The 16,720-nt window shown below is 42.6% G+C and carries 19 protein-coding genes; all 19 read left to right on the top strand.

What is annotated here, in order from left to right; genetic code table 11:
- The first annotated feature begins 34 nt into the window (after positions 1 to 34).
- The 19 genes from A5877_RS04640 (at position 35) to A5877_RS04550 (ending at position 16,716) form a co-directional block, all read left to right on the top strand.
- The gene (locus tag A5877_RS04640) at positions 35 to 787 is read left to right on the top strand and encodes a carboxylesterase (protein WP_086316461.1); all 753 of its coding nucleotides are present in this window, start codon (positions 35 to 37) and stop codon (positions 785 to 787) included.
- Between the two features lie 3 nt (positions 788 to 790).
- A complete protein-coding gene (rnr, locus tag A5877_RS04635; RefSeq protein WP_008380868.1) occupies positions 791 to 3,151 on the top strand; it encodes a ribonuclease R in 2,361 nt (786 codons plus the stop codon).
- A gap of 15 nt (positions 3,152 to 3,166) precedes the next feature.
- Positions 3,167 to 3,625, top strand: a complete 459-nt coding sequence (smpB, locus tag A5877_RS04630; RefSeq protein ID WP_008380870.1) for an SsrA-binding protein SmpB — start codon at positions 3,167 to 3,169, stop codon at positions 3,623 to 3,625.
- A gap of 293 nt (positions 3,626 to 3,918) precedes the next feature.
- Positions 3,919 to 4,638, top strand: coding sequence for a F0F1 ATP synthase subunit A (gene atpB / locus A5877_RS04625; RefSeq protein ID WP_008380872.1), 720 nt, complete (start codon positions 3,919 to 3,921; stop codon positions 4,636 to 4,638).
- A gap of 32 nt (positions 4,639 to 4,670) precedes the next feature.
- On the top strand, positions 4,671 to 4,883 hold the full coding sequence (gene atpE / locus A5877_RS04620) for an ATP synthase F0 subunit C (protein ID WP_005228705.1): 213 nt from the start codon (positions 4,671 to 4,673) through the stop codon (positions 4,881 to 4,883).
- Between the two features lie 88 nt (positions 4,884 to 4,971).
- Positions 4,972 to 5,496, top strand: coding sequence for a F0F1 ATP synthase subunit B (atpF, locus tag A5877_RS04615; RefSeq protein WP_005228706.1), 525 nt, complete (start codon positions 4,972 to 4,974; stop codon positions 5,494 to 5,496).
- A complete protein-coding gene (locus A5877_RS04610; RefSeq protein ID WP_005234375.1) occupies positions 5,483 to 6,025 on the top strand; it encodes a F0F1 ATP synthase subunit delta in 543 nt (180 codons plus the stop codon). Before atpF ends, A5877_RS04610 begins: the two co-directional genes overlap by 14 nt.
- A gap of 23 nt (positions 6,026 to 6,048) precedes the next feature.
- A complete protein-coding gene (atpA, locus tag A5877_RS04605) occupies positions 6,049 to 7,605 on the top strand; it encodes a F0F1 ATP synthase subunit alpha (RefSeq protein ID WP_086297759.1) in 1,557 nt (518 codons plus the stop codon).
- Positions 7,606 to 7,621: 16 nt separating this feature from the next.
- Positions 7,622 to 8,524 carry a F0F1 ATP synthase subunit gamma gene (locus tag A5877_RS04600; RefSeq protein WP_005228710.1) on the top strand — a complete coding sequence of 301 codons (903 nt, stop codon included), beginning with the start codon at positions 7,622 to 7,624 and terminating at the stop codon, positions 8,522 to 8,524.
- A gap of 26 nt (positions 8,525 to 8,550) precedes the next feature.
- Complete coding sequence (atpD, locus tag A5877_RS04595; protein ID WP_005234377.1) at positions 8,551 to 9,957, top strand: F0F1 ATP synthase subunit beta; 1,407 nt, start codon at positions 8,551 to 8,553, stop codon at positions 9,955 to 9,957.
- Between the two features lie 31 nt (positions 9,958 to 9,988).
- Positions 9,989 to 10,411, top strand: a complete 423-nt coding sequence (locus tag A5877_RS04590; protein WP_005228716.1) for a F0F1 ATP synthase subunit epsilon — start codon at positions 9,989 to 9,991, stop codon at positions 10,409 to 10,411.
- 158 nt (positions 10,412 to 10,569) lie between these two features.
- Entirely contained in the window at positions 10,570 to 10,803 is a 234-nt protein-coding gene (locus tag A5877_RS04585; protein ID WP_008380880.1) for a DUF1146 family protein, read from the top strand.
- Positions 10,804 to 10,893: 90 nt separating this feature from the next.
- The gene (gene murA, locus A5877_RS04580; protein ID WP_008380882.1) at positions 10,894 to 12,186 is read left to right on the top strand and encodes a UDP-N-acetylglucosamine 1-carboxyvinyltransferase; all 1,293 of its coding nucleotides are present in this window, start codon (positions 10,894 to 10,896) and stop codon (positions 12,184 to 12,186) included.
- A 20-nt stretch (positions 12,187 to 12,206) separates the two neighbouring features.
- Positions 12,207 to 12,383: a DNA-directed RNA polymerase subunit beta gene (locus A5877_RS04575; RefSeq protein ID WP_005228723.1), complete on the top strand. Its 177-nt coding sequence runs from the start codon at positions 12,207 to 12,209 to the stop codon at positions 12,381 to 12,383.
- A gap of 92 nt (positions 12,384 to 12,475) precedes the next feature.
- Positions 12,476 to 12,751, top strand: coding sequence for a membrane protein insertion efficiency factor YidD (gene yidD / locus A5877_RS04570; RefSeq protein WP_008380886.1), 276 nt, complete (start codon positions 12,476 to 12,478; stop codon positions 12,749 to 12,751).
- Between the two features lie 39 nt (positions 12,752 to 12,790).
- Positions 12,791 to 13,249: an N-acetyltransferase gene (locus A5877_RS04565; protein WP_016612593.1), complete on the top strand. Its 459-nt coding sequence runs from the start codon at positions 12,791 to 12,793 to the stop codon at positions 13,247 to 13,249.
- A 126-nt stretch (positions 13,250 to 13,375) separates the two neighbouring features.
- Positions 13,376 to 14,257, top strand: a complete 882-nt coding sequence (locus tag A5877_RS04560) for an ROK family protein (protein WP_005234383.1) — start codon at positions 13,376 to 13,378, stop codon at positions 14,255 to 14,257.
- Positions 14,258 to 14,541: 284 nt separating this feature from the next.
- Entirely contained in the window at positions 14,542 to 15,729 is a 1,188-nt protein-coding gene (locus tag A5877_RS04555) for an ABC transporter substrate-binding protein (protein WP_008380891.1), read from the top strand.
- Positions 15,730 to 15,837: 108 nt separating this feature from the next.
- Positions 15,838 to 16,716 (top strand): branched-chain amino acid ABC transporter permease, encoded by an 879-nt coding sequence (locus tag A5877_RS04550; RefSeq protein ID WP_008380893.1) that lies wholly within the window; start codon positions 15,838 to 15,840, stop codon positions 16,714 to 16,716.
- The last annotated feature ends 4 nt before the right edge of the window (positions 16,717 to 16,720 follow it).

Below are 16,720 nucleotides of genomic sequence, written 5' to 3'. Positions count from 1 at the left end.
CTATGGTAGAATTGGACGTGAGGTGAAAGGAAACATGAAAACATTTAATCAACCAAAACCGGTTTTTGCTGAACACGGCAAGCGAGCAGTCATTTTGTTCCATGCCTATTCAGGTAGTCCTAACGATGTGCGTATGCTTTGTCGTTCGTTAGAACAAAAAGACTACACGGTTTATACGCCGATGTTTACTGGACATGGTACGCCCAATCCAGATGATATCTTAAATCAAGGGATGGCTGTTTGGCAGCAGGATGCTGCAGATGCAGTTACTTATGTAAGAGAAAAAGGCTATGAAGAAGTTGCCGTTCTTGGACTTTCGATGGGCGGGATTTTAGCGATGGATCGTTTGACACAAGATCCAACATTGATGGGGGGCGGACTGTTTTGTTCGCCACTATTTGAAACCAAGAATGAAGTGCCAGTCAATTTTGAAAAGTATGCTGAAATGGTCATACCCTATGCTGATTTAGACGAGGCGACCCAAAAAGAAATATTGGCAGAAGTCCCTCGTAAGGTCAGAGAGCAACTGCAAGGGATCGAAACAGTCGGACAAACCACAGCTGGGCATTTAGGGAAAATCGAGCGCCCAGTCTTTCTAGCACAAGCAGGAAAGGATCAAATGATCGATCCACAGACGGTTTTCAAAACAGCAGGGGCACTGCCCCATGTTCCCTATACGCTTCAATGGTATCCCGAAAGCGGTCATGTGGTGACCGTTGGACCAGAACGGAAAAAATTAGAGCAGGATGTGTTTGCTTTCTTAGAAACACTTGCTTGGAAAGAGTGAGTTATGACAGAAACGATTAAAACAAAAATTATTCAGTTTCTCGAAGAAAGCCGCAAAAAAAGTTTTTCAATGGAAGAAATTGCTGAAGGTCTAGGACTTCAAAAAAGTACAGACTTTAAGAATCTTGTCCAGACAGTAGCGGCGATGGAACGAGAAGGCAGCGTGATTTTTAACAAAAAAGGCAAAGTGAAATTACCCATGAAACGAGTGTTTGTGGAAGGAACCTTCCGTGCCAACGAGCGGGGCTTCGGCTTTGTCACGTTGGATGAAGAAGAAGACGATATTTATATCCCTAAAGAAGCAACAGGCTATGCCATGGACGGCGATACCGTTGCTGTGGACATCGTGCACGTTGCGGATCCTTTCTCAGATCGTGGTGCAGAGGGGAAAGTCGTTGAGATCAAACAACGGGCCATCAGTCAGTTGGTCGGCGAGTTTACATTATTTGATGAAAAAGAGATCGAAGAGTCGGATCTATATGGCGTTGTTCAGCCTAAAGATAAAAAACTAAGTGAATTAAAGGTGTTTATTGGTGCTCAAGGGATTCGACCTGTAGATGGGAGCATTGTGATCGTTGAAATCAGCCATTACCCAGAAAAAGGTTATTCGAAAAGCTTAGAGGGGTTGATCACGAAAGTTGTAGGACATAAAAACGATCCTGGAATGGATATATTATCGATCGTCGTGGCGAACGGGATTCCAACAAAATTCGAGGAAGAAACCTTAGCAGCGGCAGATGCAGTACCAGATACGATCGATCCTGCCGACTTTCCGGAACGGCGGGATTTACGAGATCAACAGATTGTAACAATCGATGGAGCGGATGCCAAAGATTTGGATGATGCGGTGACCGTAAAAGCATTGCCTGACGGTAGCTTCTATTTGGGCGTGCATATCGCCGATGTTTCTTATTATGTGACCGAAAACAGCGCATTGGATAAAGAAGCGTTTGATCGGGGAACGAGTGTCTATCTTACGGATCGTGTGATTCCGATGATCCCACAGCGTTTATCAAACGGGATCTGTTCGTTGAATCCGAATGTCCCAAGGTTGACTATGAGCTGTGAAATGTGGATCAACCAAGAGGGGATCGTCACAGATTACAATATTTTCCAAAGTATTATTCAAACAAGTGCCCGTATGACGTATCAAGCAGTCAATCAAATCATTGAAGACAATGATCCAGAAACCACCAAAGAATATGCGGAATTAGTACCGATGTTCCATGATATGGCCGCCTTGCATCACGTGTTAGAAGCGATGCGCATCAAACGTGGGGCAGTTTCTTTTGAAGACCGAGAAGCAAAAGTCTTGGTCGATGGAGAAGGACACCCGCAAGAAATCGTTCTACGAGCACGGGGCGTCGGCGAACGATTGATCGAATCATTCATGTTGGCAGCCAATGAAACCGTGGCGCGTCATTTCAATCAGAAGCATTTACCATTTATTTACCGGATCCATGAGGAACCAAAAGAAGAGAAAATGCGCCGCTTCTTTGATTTTGCATCTGCTTTAGGGATCGTAGTCAAGCAGACCAATGGCTCGATCTCACCAAAACAATTGCAAAAAGTGGTTGAAGATGTCGCAGATAAGCCAGAGGCAATGGTTGTCAATACAATGCTGCTAAGAAGTATGCAGCAAGCGAAGTATTCAGAAGAAAACGTCGGCCACTATGGTTTGGCAGCGGAAGATTATACCCACTTTACATCACCGATCCGTCGTTACCCCGACTTGATCGTACACCGCTTGATTCGTTCTTACAGTGAAGATGTCTCTGAAGCCAACCAAAACAAATGGGCGGAAATCTTGCCTGACATCGCCATGCACAGCTCCCAGATGGAACGACGAGCAGTCGATGCAGAAAGAGAAGTCGATGCGCTTAAAAAAGCTGAGTATATGGCCGATAAAGTAGGAGAAGAGTTTGACGGTATCATCAGTTCCGTCGTTAAGTTTGGCTTGTTTATTGAACTGCCTAACACGATTGAAGGGTTGATCCATATCAATAATCTGAAGCAAGATTACTTCCATTATTTGGAAAACCATCTGGCACTTGTGGGTGAACGGACAGGCCTGACCTTTAAAATTGGTCAGAAAGTTCGCATCAAAGTCGTAAAGGCTGATCCAGAAACAAGAGAGATCGATTTCGAACTGGTAGCAGCAGAAGAAGTTGAAAAACTGCAAGCACCAAAAGCCAACAAACGTAACAACAATCAAAAAAATGAAGCTAGCCGCCGTGGAAAAAAACAACGAAACCCTGAGAAAAACCAAGGGAAACGCTTTGAGCAATCAGGCAAAGGCAAGCCGAAAAAAGCTGGCAAAGTGAAAAAGAAAAAACCTTTTTACAAAGGAATCAAGAAAAAATAATTGGAGGGATGGCCCGTGCCTAAAGGAGAAGGGAAATTAATCGCCCAAAACAAAAAGGCCCGCCATGATTACACGATCCTCGATACGATCGAAGCGGGGATCGTCTTACAGGGAACAGAGATCAAAGCGATCCGTAACAGTCGGATCAATTTGAAAGACGGCTTTGTACGCATTCGTAACGGTGAGGCATTCTTAGTGAATGTGCATATCAGTCCTTACGAGCAAGGAAACATTTTTAATCACGATCCATTGCGGACGAGAAAACTGTTGCTACACAAAAAGCAGATCGCTCGTCTGATTGGCGAAACAAAAAATACCGGTATGACGATCGTTCCGTTAAAGGTGTATATCAAGGATGGTTATGCCAAAGTTTTGATTGGTTTAGCGAAAGGAAAACGCGAATATGACAAGCGGGAATCCTTGAAACGCAAAGATCAAGAAAGACAAATTGACCGAGTTCTTAGAAATTTCTAATTTTCTAAGAACTTCTTTTAGAATCCGATAGAGGTTATTGCTTTGAAAATCACGCTAAATTTGGTAGCATTTAAGGGAAAGCTGTTGATATAACAGGCTTTTTCTTCCACATAGCGACACGGGGATTTTTCATTTAATTTAGGATTTTTGGCATTGTGAGTTTTTTGTCTAATTTTCTTGAAAATGCTTTGAAATTTTCCATTCGTGGTGGTATGATACCGATTGTTATGAGAGGAAACGCATTGTAACACCAGATTTTTTTCTGGAGATGACAGGAAAAGAGGTGAGAAAGATTGGAAGATAAATCGCTTATGTTTCATATCGGTCCTATATGGTTTGATGGAACTGTAGCTATGATGACAATCATTTCTTGTATTATTGTTTTTTTGGTGGTCTTTATTTGTACACGTAACCTGCAAATGAAACCGAAAGGGAAGCAGAACTTCATTGAATGGGTCATTGACTTTGTTCGTGGCATCGTGGCGGACAATCTACCAGGATCTCAAGTGAACAACTTTCATTTGCTCGGTGTAACAATGTTTCTTTTTGTGTTTGTGGCAAATGAGATCGGCTTAGTCACAAAAATCGTGACGACAGATGACATTACCTTATGGAAAAGTCCGACAGCAGACCCGTTTGTTACATTGACACTTGCACTTATGGTTATTTCCTTGACACATTTCTTTGGGATCAAGTCGTTGGGCTTCAAAAATTACTTGATCAATTCGTATCTGAAACCGGTGGGCTTTTTATTGCCGCTAAAAATCATCGAAGAATTTACGAATGTCATCACGTTAGGCTTGCGTTTATATGGAAATATATTCGCTGGTGAAGTGTTATTAGGATTGATTGCCAACATGTTTATTAGTCTTGGTTGGTGGTCATTGCCGATCGTGATGCCGCTAGAAATGATCTGGATTGGCTTCTCGCTCTTTATTGGAGCGATCCAAGCTTATGTATTTGTTACATTGACCATGGTATTTATGAGCCACAAAATCGTGGCAGAACATTAATCGAATCGACATACAATTAGGAGGAAAAAAGAATGAACTTTATTGGAGCAGGATTAGCAATTATCGGAGCAGCAATTGGTGCAGGGTATGGTAACGGACAAGTAATCGCAAAAACGATCGAATCAATGGCACGCCAACCTGAAATGTCAGGTCAACTACGTTCAACAATGTTTATCGGGGTAGCGTTAGTCGAAGCTGTACCGATTCTAGGGGTAGTTATCGCGCTGTTATTAGTCTTCCGATAAGACAAGCACGAAAAGGCAGAAACGAACAATTGCACTCGTTTTTGCTTTTTTCTAATGAAACAATGACTTTCAGAAAGGAAGAATCGTTATGCTAAATCAGTTGGTTATAGCGGAAGTTCAAAATCCAATGCTTGGCAATATTATCGTTGTCAGCGGATCAATTCTTCTTTTGCTATTCTTATTGAAACATTTTGCATGGGATGCCATCAGCAGCATGATGCAAAAACGGGAAGATAAAATCGCCAATGATTTGGATTCAGCGGAACAATCACGCTTGAATGCAGCAAAATTAGAAAAAGAACGCCAAGAAAAATTGGCACGTTCTCATTCTGAAGCTGCGGAGATCATCAAGAGCGCCAAAGATAGCGGGGAATTGAGTCGACAAAATATTTTGAGCGAGACCAAAGAAGAAGTGGCTCGTTTGAAAGAAAAAGCAAACTCAGATATCACCCTTGAAAAAGAAACTGCGTTAAAAGAAGTGAAAGATGATGTTGCAGAACTTTCGCTTCAAATCGCAGAAAAAATCTTAGGCCGCGAATTGACTCCCGAAAATCATGAATCCCTAATCAATCAATATATCGAAGGATTGGGTTCAGTTAATGAAACTCGATAAATTCACAGTGGGAAAACGTTATGGAAAAGCGTTGTTCGAATTGGCGATGGAAGAACAGCGCTTGACAGAAGTTTACCAAGAATTATTGACCTTGCGTCAGATTTATCAGGAAATTCCAACATTCGGCCAAATCGTGACCGATAACCGTTTGGATCTTCATGAGAAAAGACAATTAGTCGATCAATTGCTGAAGGGCTTTGAAGGTTTAGTCAGAAATTTCTTGGAGATCGTTTATGAATATGATCGCATGGATGATTTATTGCTGATCATTGATGAATACGAACGTCGTTACGATGAATATCAAGGTCTTGTTCTCGGAACGATCACAACGGCTGTTGCTTTGTCAGCAGAACAAAAAAGCAAAATCGAAAAGCAAATCGCCGATAAGCTTGGGTACAAGCAGGCACAATTGAAAGAAACGATCGATCCAACGATTTTAGGCGGTGTCATCGTTGAAGCAAATCATCAAGTGATCGACGGTAGTATTAAGAGCCAACTGGATTATCTGCGACAAAAAATCGGCAGATAAACAAGAGATAAGAGGTGAATCGGATGGCCATCAAAGCAGAAGAAATTAGTGCCTTGATCAAAGAGCAAATTAAAAATTATCAGAACGAACTTTCTGTAGAAGAAATCGGTACTGTCACATATGTTGGGGACGGGATCGCCCGCGCCCACGGTTTAGAAAATGCCATGAGTGGAGAACTGCTTGAGTTTTCAAACGGTTCTTATGGGATGGCACAAAACTTAGAGTCAAACGATGTCGGAATCATCATCCTAGGTGATTTTGAAACCATTCGTGAAGGGGACAAAGTAAAACGAACTGGTAAAATCATGGAAGTTCCTGTCGGCGATGCATTAATTGGCCGGGTAGTAAATCCATTAGGGCAACCAATCGATGGTTTAGGTCCGATCGAAACAAATAAATCACGCCCAGTCGAAGCAGCTGCACCAGGTGTTATGCAACGGAAATCCGTTTCGGAACCAATGCAAACAGGGTTGAAAGCTATTGATGCTTTAGTACCAATCGGTCGTGGCCAACGGGAATTAGTCATCGGTGACCGGAAAACCGGGAAAACAACGATCGCTATTGATGCGATCATCAACCAAAAAGGGCAAGACATGATCTGTATTTATGTCGCAATTGGCCAAAAAGATTCAACTGTTCGTGCACAAGTGGAAACATTGCGTCGTTACGGGGCCCTTGATTACACGATCGTGGTCTCAGCAGGTGCTTCACAACCAGCACCACTGCTTTATATCGCACCTTATGCGGGGGCTGCGATGGGGGAAGAATTCATGTATAACGGCAAACATGTTTTGATCGTCTTTGATGACTTATCAAAACAAGCGGTCGCTTATCGTGAACTTTCTCTACTTCTACGTCGTCCGCCAGGTCGTGAAGCATACCCAGGGGATGTCTTCTACTTGCATTCTCGTTTATTGGAACGTGCAGCGAAATTAAGTGATGAACTAGGTGGTGGATCGATGACGGCATTGCCGTTTGTTGAAACACAAGCAGGGGATATTTCAGCCTATATCCCAACCAACGTGATTTCTATCACAGATGGACAAATTTTCTTAGAAAACGACCTTTTCTATTCTGGTGTTCGTCCTGCCGTAGCGGCTGGATTATCCGTTTCACGGGTTGGTGGTTCTGCGCAGATCAAAGCAATGAAAAAAGTTGCCGGTACCTTGCGTTTGGACTTGGCTAGCTATCGCGAACTAGAGGCCTTTACGCAGTTTGGGTCTGATCTAGATGCTGCAACACAAGCCAAATTAAACCGCGGTCGTCGAACCGTTGAAATCTTGAAGCAAAAACTGCATGAACCACTGGCAGTAGAAAAACAAGTCGTGATTCTTTATGCCTTGACACATGGATTCATTGATAGTGTACCAGTCAATAAACTATTGGACTTTGAAGCAGAATTATTTGAATATATCGAAGCAAATGCAGCGACGATTTTTGAAACCATTCGGACAACGAAAGACTTGCCAGAAGAAAGCTTGTTAGATGACACCATTAAAGCATTCAAAGATATTTTCATGGCATCCAACGGTTCTCGGGTGACACCCCAAGATAAAATATCGACAATGCAAAACGCATAAAAAGAGGTGAGAGAAAATGGCTGCTTCATTAAATGAAATCAAGCAACGAATTGCCTCAACAAAAAAAACCAGCCAAATCACAAAGGCCATGCAAATGGTTTCAGCTGCAAAATTAACAAAATCTGAAGCTCATTCGAAACAGTTTCAAGTGTATGCCAACAAAGTACGTGAAATCGTTACGCATTTAACTGCGCAGCAGCTTTCCGATCTTGCAGGTTCTGGTCCTAAAGATGGTGTGAACTATAACAGTATGTTGGTTAGTCGTCCGGTCAAACGCACAGGCTACATCGTCATCACTTCTGATGGCGGTCTAGTGGGCGGCTACAATAGTTCCATCTTGAAGCAAATGATGACCATGCTGGATGAAGACCATGCAAAAGAAGAAGAGTATGTCATGATTGCCATTGGTGCAACTGGCGCTGACTTTTTCAAAGCACGGGGCATCAATTTGGCGTACGAGCTAAGAAACCTTTCGGATCAACCAAGCTTTGACGAGGTGCGAAAAATCGTAACATTGGCGACAACGATGTACCAAAACGAAGTCTTCGATGAATTATATGTGTGTTATAACCATCACATCAACTCATTGACTAGCCAATTTCGTGTGGAGAAAATGTTGCCGATTTCCGATCTAGATCCTGAAGAAGCCGAAAGTTATGAACAAGAATACTTGTTTGAACCTTCCAGAGAAGCAATTTTGAATCAATTACTGCCTCAATACGCTGAAAGCTTGATTTATGGTGCGATTGTTGACGCAAAAACAGCCGAGCATGCTGCCGGAATGACAGCGATGAAAACAGCAACAGATAATGCCAAAAATATTATTGGGGACTTGACGATCTCTTATAACCGAGCGCGCCAAGGAGCGATCACCCAAGAAATTACTGAAATTGTGGCGGGGGCATCCGCGTTAGAATAGTTTCAAGAACGAATGGAGGAATACGAATGAGTTCAGGCAAGATTGTTCAAGTCATTGGTCCCGTTGTTGACGTGGAATTCTCTCTAGACCAATCATTACCAGATATCAACAATGCGTTGATTGTTTACAAAAAAGATGAGCAGAAAACAAAAGTTGTGTTAGAAGCTGCCTTAGAACTTGGCGACGGCGTTATCCGTACGATTGCCATGGAATCAACAGATGGCTTACAACGAGGAATGGAAGTAATCGATACAGGCGCCTCCATTTCTGTTCCAGTTGGGACAGAAACCTTAGGACGGGTGTTTAATGTCTTAGGGGACACCATCGATTTAGAAGCACCGTTTCCTGAAGAAGCACCCCGCAGTGGGATCCACAAAAAAGCTCCTGACTTTGATGAATTGTCAACAAGTACCGAGATCCTTGAGACTGGGATCAAAGTTATCGACTTATTAGCCCCTTATTTAAAAGGGGGGAAAGTTGGTCTTTTCGGTGGTGCCGGTGTTGGTAAAACTGTCTTGATCCAAGAACTGATCCACAACATTGCTCAAGAGCATGGGGGGATCTCTGTCTTCACAGGTGTTGGTGAACGGACACGTGAAGGAAACGACCTTTATAATGAAATGAAAGAATCTGGCGTTATCGAAAAAACAGCCATGGTGTTTGGACAAATGAACGAACCACCAGGTGCCCGGATGCGGGTTGCCTTGACTGGGTTGACCTTAGCGGAGTACTTCCGCGATGTAGAAGGACAAGACGTGCTCTTGTTTATCGATAATATCTTCCGATTTACTCAAGCTGGTTCTGAAGTATCTGCCTTACTAGGTCGGATGCCTTCTGCCGTTGGATATCAACCGACACTAGCAACCGAAATGGGACAATTGCAAGAACGGATCACTTCAACAAAAAAAGGATCGGTTACTTCTATTCAAGCAATCTATGTTCCTGCCGATGACTACACGGACCCGGCACCAGCGACTGCTTTTGCCCATTTGGATGCAACAACCAACTTGGAACGTAAATTGACTGAACAAGGGATCTATCCAGCTGTTGATCCGCTAGCTTCTTCTTCTAGTGCGTTAGCACCTGAAATCGTTGGTGAAAAACACTATGAAGTAGCGACTGAAGTACAGCATGCGTTGCAACGTTATCGCGAACTACAAGACATCATCGCTATCTTAGGGATGGATGAGTTGTCTGATGAAGAAAAAACGTTAGTGGCTCGTGCGCGTCGGATCCAATTCTTCTTGTCGCAAAACTTCCACGTAGCGGAACAGTTTACTGGACAACCTGGTTCTTATGTACCAGTTGAAGAAACGATCAAAGGCTTTGCTGAGATTCTTGAAGGAAAATATGATGATCTTCCAGAAGAAGCCTTCCGTAGTGTAGGACGAATTGAAGACGTCATTGAAAAAGCGAAAAAAATTGGCTATTAATTAACCAGCCTTGAAGAAAGAGGGGAACCTCATGGATCAATTTTTAACAGTCAATGTGGTGACACCTGCTGGTTTGGTTTACGATCATCACGCGAAAATCGTGGTTGCACGTACGACAGATGGTGAGATCGGTATTTTGCCGCATCATGCCCCAATCATCGTTCCTTTGACGATTGATGAAGTCCGGGTCAAACGGATCGATTCAGATACTCACGTCGACTGGGTCGCCGTCAATGGCGGTATCCTTGAAGTGCGGGACAATGTTGTCTCCATCGTAGCCGATAGTGCGGAACGTGATCGTGATATCGACGTTTCACGGGCAGAAAGAGCAAAACAACGTGCAGAACGTCAAATCGAAGAGGCCAAACAAGTCGAAGATATCGACCAGCTTCGTCGCGCAACGGTTGCTTTGCACCGCGCCATTAATCGAATCAACGTGTCAAAACATTCCTAAAAAAACAAGGGCATCTTGCCTTTGTTTTTTTTTATTCGAGAAAACGTTTTAAAAACTTTTTAAAGTCTTTTCATGAAGGTTTCAAGAAAGATTATTTTTTATCTTGACATCTTTGTGGTATGATAGGAATGTTCAATTATGAAAAAGGAGCAGGAAGTATGCAAGTGTATGGAATTGATGCAATCATTCGAATCGTGAGTCATTTAGCGTTCATCTATTTAGCATTTTGGGCATTGCAATCTGTGCGGATCGATGCTTTTTTTAAAGCCTTACGAACGACTCAGATACGAATGGTCATGGTGTTTCTTGCGATTGCATTAGGCTACACCGCCAGTACTTTTTTCCTTGAGTTGATTGCGTTATGTCGTAATTTATTTTTAACAGGTTTTTAAGAATTTCATTAATATATGCAAAAACACCGAATATTATGCTATAATTGGCAAGATTTGTGTGAGTCACTGCATTATTTGGAGGGAACATAAATGGAAGAGATGATCGTTCAAGGTGGTAATCGATTAACTGGAACAGTGAAGATCGAAGGGGCAAAAAATGCTGTTCTACCTATCTTAGCGGCAAGCTTATTAGCGGAAGAAGGAACAACGACATTAACAAATGTACCGATCCTTTCCGATGTATTAACAATGAAAGAAGTGATTCGGCATTTAAATGTCGCAATCGATTTTGAAGAAGAAAACAATACGATGACGATCGATGCATCACAAGAGTTAGCGATCGAAGCACCTTATGAGTATGTAAGCCAAATGCGCGCTTCAATCGTAGTCATGGGGCCTTTGTTAGCCCGTAATGGTCATGCCAAAGTGGCAATGCCTGGCGGCTGTGCAATCGGCAAACGACCAATTGATTTGCATTTGAAGGGATTTCAAGCACTAGGCGCTCAAATCATCCAAAAAGATGGATACATAGAAGCGATCGCCGATGAGTTAAAAGGCAATAGCATTTACTTGGATTTCCCAAGTGTCGGCGCAACGCAAAATATCATGATGGCTGCCGTAAAAGCTAAAGGTATCACCATCATTGAAAACGTCGCTCGTGAACCTGAAATCGTCGATTTAGCAAACATTTTAAACAAAATGGGTGCCAAAGTCTTTGGTGCAGGAACCGAAACGATGCGTATCGAAGGGGTCGATCACCTTCATGCGGTGGAACATTCGATCGTCCAAGACCGTATCGAAGCAGGAACCTTTATGGTTGCAGCAGCGATGACCCAAGGAGACGTCATTATTAAAGATGCGATCTCAGAACACAATCGTCCATTGATCTCAAAATTGATCGAAATGGGCGCAGAAGTGACTGAAGTAGCTGAAGGGATTCGTGTCGTTGGACCTGAACAATTGAAGGCAACAGATGTGAAAACAATGCCTCATCCAGGTTTTCCTACGGACATGCAAGCGCAAATGTCTGCTATTCAACTTTTAGCAGCTGGAACGAGTGTTGTGAACGAAACTGTATTTGAGAACCGTTTCCAACATTTAGAAGAAATGCGTCGGATGAATGCTCATGTCAAAATAGACGGCAACGTAGCAGTGATCGAAGGCGGCCATGAATTGCAAGGTGCGCTGGTCTATGCAACGGATTTACGTGCAGCAGCAGCGTTAATTTTATTAGGTCTACGTTCAACTGGTCGGACACGTGTCCGCAATCTAAAATATTTGGATCGTGGCTATTACAAATTCCATGAAAAATTGCAGCAATTAGGTGCTTCTGTGGAACGAGTTTCTGAAGCAGTTGAAGAAACCGTACCAGTAAACGCATAGTAGGAGTAGGAGAGAATAAAGTGAAGTTGAACCGTTACATTCTAACTAGCTTGATAAAAATTCTAATCGTCATATTATTAGCTATTTTATTGTTCTTAGCCGGAACGATGATTGGCTATGGGGTGATTGGCGACGGTAGTCCTTTTAAAGTCTTCTCTCCAAGTCTTTGGAATCATATCTTTGAGTTTATGAAGTAACCCCAAACTAGGACTTATGCCTCGTGCTGAGTCCTAGTTTTTTCTATCTATCTTCACTGAATCGTGATCATAAAAAGAAAGGTTGGCAAGAAATGAGTAAACTTTTGATTGGCTTTGTTCGTTTCTATCAACGTTTTATTTCCCCATTATTTCCTCCTAGCTGTCGTTATTATCCGACTTGCTCAGGATACATGATCCAAGCGATCCAAGTCCATGGCGCAGCCAAAGGAGGTTTGATGGGGGTAGCTCGTATCTTACGCTGCCATCCCTTTGTAAAAGGCGGTATAGATTACGTACCCCAGACGTTTACTTTAAAACGAAATACGCAAGACAAAGTCAAACCAACGTACCGTTATCGGAAAAGTTAAAAGGAATCAACAAAAATGTAAAAAAGGAGCCAAAAAGCCATGATTCGTCCAATCGACTCTAATGAAGCGTATCCTTGGGCGTTGCTGCTGGATGCAGATCCTGAAAAAGCAGTCGTAGAAAGCTATCTATATAATAGCCAAACACTTGTTTATGAAGAAGCTGGAGAAATGATTGGTGTGCTAGTTTATCAAAATCAAGGCAACAATTGGGAGATTATGAATGTGGCCGTTTCTCCAGAAAAGCAAGGAATGGGCATTGGTCGTCAATTGCTGCAAGCTGCCGAAGAAGCAATCCTCAGTCAACACCTTGGGGCAAAACGGCCGATTGTAGTGATCAAAACTGGTAGTCTGCCCTCTGCAGCCCTGACTTTGTACCAAACGCAAGGCTATGTTGAAAAAGACCGGATGGATAATTATTTCACCACTCACTATGCTGAACCGATTTTCGAAAATGGGCAGCAGTTGATCGATCAAGTTATTTTGGAAAAGCAGCTCTAATCCCATAGAGACAGTCTATGGCGATTTTAGGCTGTTTTTTTTATTGTTCTCGGAAATCGCTTTCTTCAAGCAGGGACTTACGGTAAAATAGATAGTATCAGAATAATAAAGGATTGAGGGAAAAAAATGGCGATTTTAGTCTTTGATATGGGTGGTTCAGCAGTAAAATATGGCGTCTGGGCACAGGATTCTTTGGTGAGTAAAGGCAAATTTACTACACCAAGCACGTGGCAAGAAATGAAAGCCCAGTTGCAGCAAGTAAGAGCAAGCGTAAACGAAGAGATCGAAGGGGTCGGGATCAGTGCTCCAGGTGCAGTCAATGCCCAAGAACGTCGAATCGACGGTATCAGTGCGATTCCTTATATCCATGGGTTTGACATCTACTCTGAACTCGAAGGAGTGTTTGGGGTACCAGTAACCATCGAAAATGATGCCAATTGCGCTGGGATGGCTGAATTCTATCAAGGAGCGGGCAAAGAGTATCAGCAAGCAGCTTTCGTTGTGATCGGAACAGGCGTTGGCGGTACCCTGTTTCAAAATGGTGAGCTAGTCCGTGGGGCACATTTATACGGCGGTGAATTTGGGTTGATGATTTTGGATCAAGGCAAAACATTTTCGCAACTAGGGACAGCGGTTCAGATGGCTTGGCGTTATTGTGATCGAATTGGTGTAGATCGAACCACAATTACCGGCGAAGAGGTCTTTCAACGTGCAGAAGATGGGGATGCCATTGCGATCGAGGAAGTCAATAAATTTTACCGCTATTTAGCGCAAGGACTATTCAGTATTCAATTTGCTTTTGATCCTGAAGTGATCATTATCGGTGGCGGTGTCAGTGCCAAAAATGGCTTGTTAGAAGAAGTGAATCAACGGTTGAAAAAAATGTTGGCAGATCAAGCTTTAAATGATTTTGTCCCACTGATCAAGCTATGTGACTATCGCAACGATGCCAATCTAGTTGGGGCGGCAGCCAATTTTCAAGCATTGTATCCACGAAATAGCCGCTAACATCTTGATGTAATGTTTTCAAACGTCCTTTTGACAAAAAATGAAGCAATTCGAAACGATCAAAAAGTAAGCAAAGGAAAAAAAACTTTGCTTGCTTTTCTTTTTGTTCAAAAAAATGAAAAGCGATTCCATTATTGATGGAACAGTGTTTTAAAAACACTATTTTTTCCTAGTAAAAAAAATAAATTCTGAATAGGTGAAATATTCTGATAATTCGTTGACATTTTCCAGATTTTTCAGTATATTGGATAACATATTCAGGGGAAGTGAAGGAGAGGAAAATTATGAAAAAGAAATTTGCGTTTTTGTTTGCGAGTTTGTTTTTGTTGACAGCATGTAGCGCTGGACCAACAGGTGGATCAACGGATGGCAGCGGGGCTGCTGAAGGTGGCAATAAACAAGAGGGAGATACCATCAAGATCGGAACCAACTTAGAGTTGTCAGGAGCCGTAGCTGCTTATGGGACGGCTGAAAAAGAAGGAATCGACTTAGCAGTAGAAGAAATCAATGCTGCCGGCGGTATTCTTGGAAAACAAATTGAAATTATTTCGAAAGATAACAAATCAGATAACAATGAAGCTGCAACGGTAGCAGCCAACTTAGCTACAAATGATAAAGTTGTAGCCATCATTGGTCCAGCAACTTCTGGTGCTACGAAAGCGGCTTTGCCTAACGTGACCAGAGCACAAGTACCAATGGTTACACCTTCAGGTACTGACGATGCGATTACTTATACTAGTGGGAAAGTGCAAGAATTTGCCTTCCGTTCTTGTTTCCAAGATAGCTTCCAAGGAACGATCTTAGCGAAATATGCGGCTGAAAATTTGGATGCATCAAAAGCCGTGATCTTGGGAGACAACTCAAGTGATTACGCAATTGGATTGACGGAAGCATTTAAAGAAAGTTACCCAGGCGAAATTGTCTTAGAAGATAACTTTACTGAAGGCGACAAAGATTTCCAAGCAGTTCTTACAAGAATCAAAGATGTCGACTTCGATGTCTTGTTCATTCCAGGCTACTACACAGAAGCTGGTTTGATCATCAAGCAAGCGCGAGAATTAGGAATTGATCAAGCAATCATTGGTGCCGATGGATTCGGTGATGAAAAAATGGTTCAAACAGCTGGTGCAGAAAATGTCAGCAATGTTTACTATACCGGTCACTTCTCTACCAAAGCACCAGCAAACGACAAAGTTGAGCCCTTTGTGGCAGCGTTCAATGAAAAGTATGGCAAAGAACCTTCTGCTTTTAATGCGTTAGCCTATGATGCAGTTTACATGATCAAACAAGCAATCGAAGATCAAAACTCAGCAGATTCATTGGCAATTGCAGCTGGTTTGTCTGAACTGAAAGACTTTGTCGGCGTGACAGGTGAAATCACAATGGATGAAAATCATAACCCTGAGAAATCAGCAGTTGTTTTAGGATTGACTGACGGGAAGGAAACCTCAGCAGACACTGTGGAACCTTAAAAACCTGTAGTTGTTTGGCAGTGAAAACTGGGACAGACCTGATGTGTTTGTCTCAGTTTCTTTTCTCTAATGAGAAGAACCATAATAAATGATATTGGAAGTGAGTATATGGAAATGATGATCCAACAATTGATCAACGGCTTGTTTCTAGGCAGTATCTACGCCTTGTTAGCGTTGGGTTATACGATGGTGTATGGCATCATCAAGCTGATCAACTTCGCCCACGGAGAAGTTTATATGATTGGTAGTTTTATCGGTTACTTTTTGATCAATCAATGGCAATTGGGCTTTTTCCCAGCGTTATTCATTTCGATGATCGCCAGTGCAGCACTTGGGGTAACGATTGAATTTTTAGCCTATCGTCCTTTGAGAAATTCCACGCGAATTTCGGCATTGATTACGGCAATCGGGGTTTCTTATTTTTTGCAAAATGTCATGATTTTTTTCTTTTCTGCCAATGTGCGCCCGTTTCCGCAAGCAATCGAACGAAAAACCTATTCCATCGGGTTTGTTCAAGTAAGTAATGTCCAGTTATTGATTTTGGCTGTTTCGGTTACCTTAATGATTCTCTTGCAATTGATCGTGAAAAAGACCCGTATGGGAAAAGCGATGCGTGCAGTAAGTGTTGATGCAGATGCAGCGCGTTTGATGGGGATCAATGTTAATCGAACGATTTCCTTTACCTTTGCCTTAGGCTCGGCTTTAGCTGCAGCTGGCGGGATGCTGATCGGTTTGTATTATAATTCCATTGATCCATCAATGGGGGTCGTTCCTGGTCTGAAGTCTTTTGTTGCGGCGGTTCTCGGCGGGATCGGGATCATTCCTGGTGCAGCTTTAGGCGGCTTTGTGATCGGTTTAGTGGAGACAGCAGCGACAGCGCTTGGTTTTTCTGATTACAAGGATGCTTTAGTGTATGTCATTTTAATAATTATATTGTTGGTTCGTCCAGCTGGGATCCTCGGCAAAAATATCAAAGAGAAAGTGTAGGTGG

The organism is Enterococcus sp. 3C7_DIV0644 (genome assembly GCF_002141235.1).
GTDB lineage: Bacteria > Bacillota > Bacilli > Lactobacillales > Enterococcaceae > Enterococcus_D > Enterococcus_D entomosocium.
Note: the sequence above shows the minus strand (reverse complement) of the source record. Positions and strands in the feature narration are given on the sequence as shown.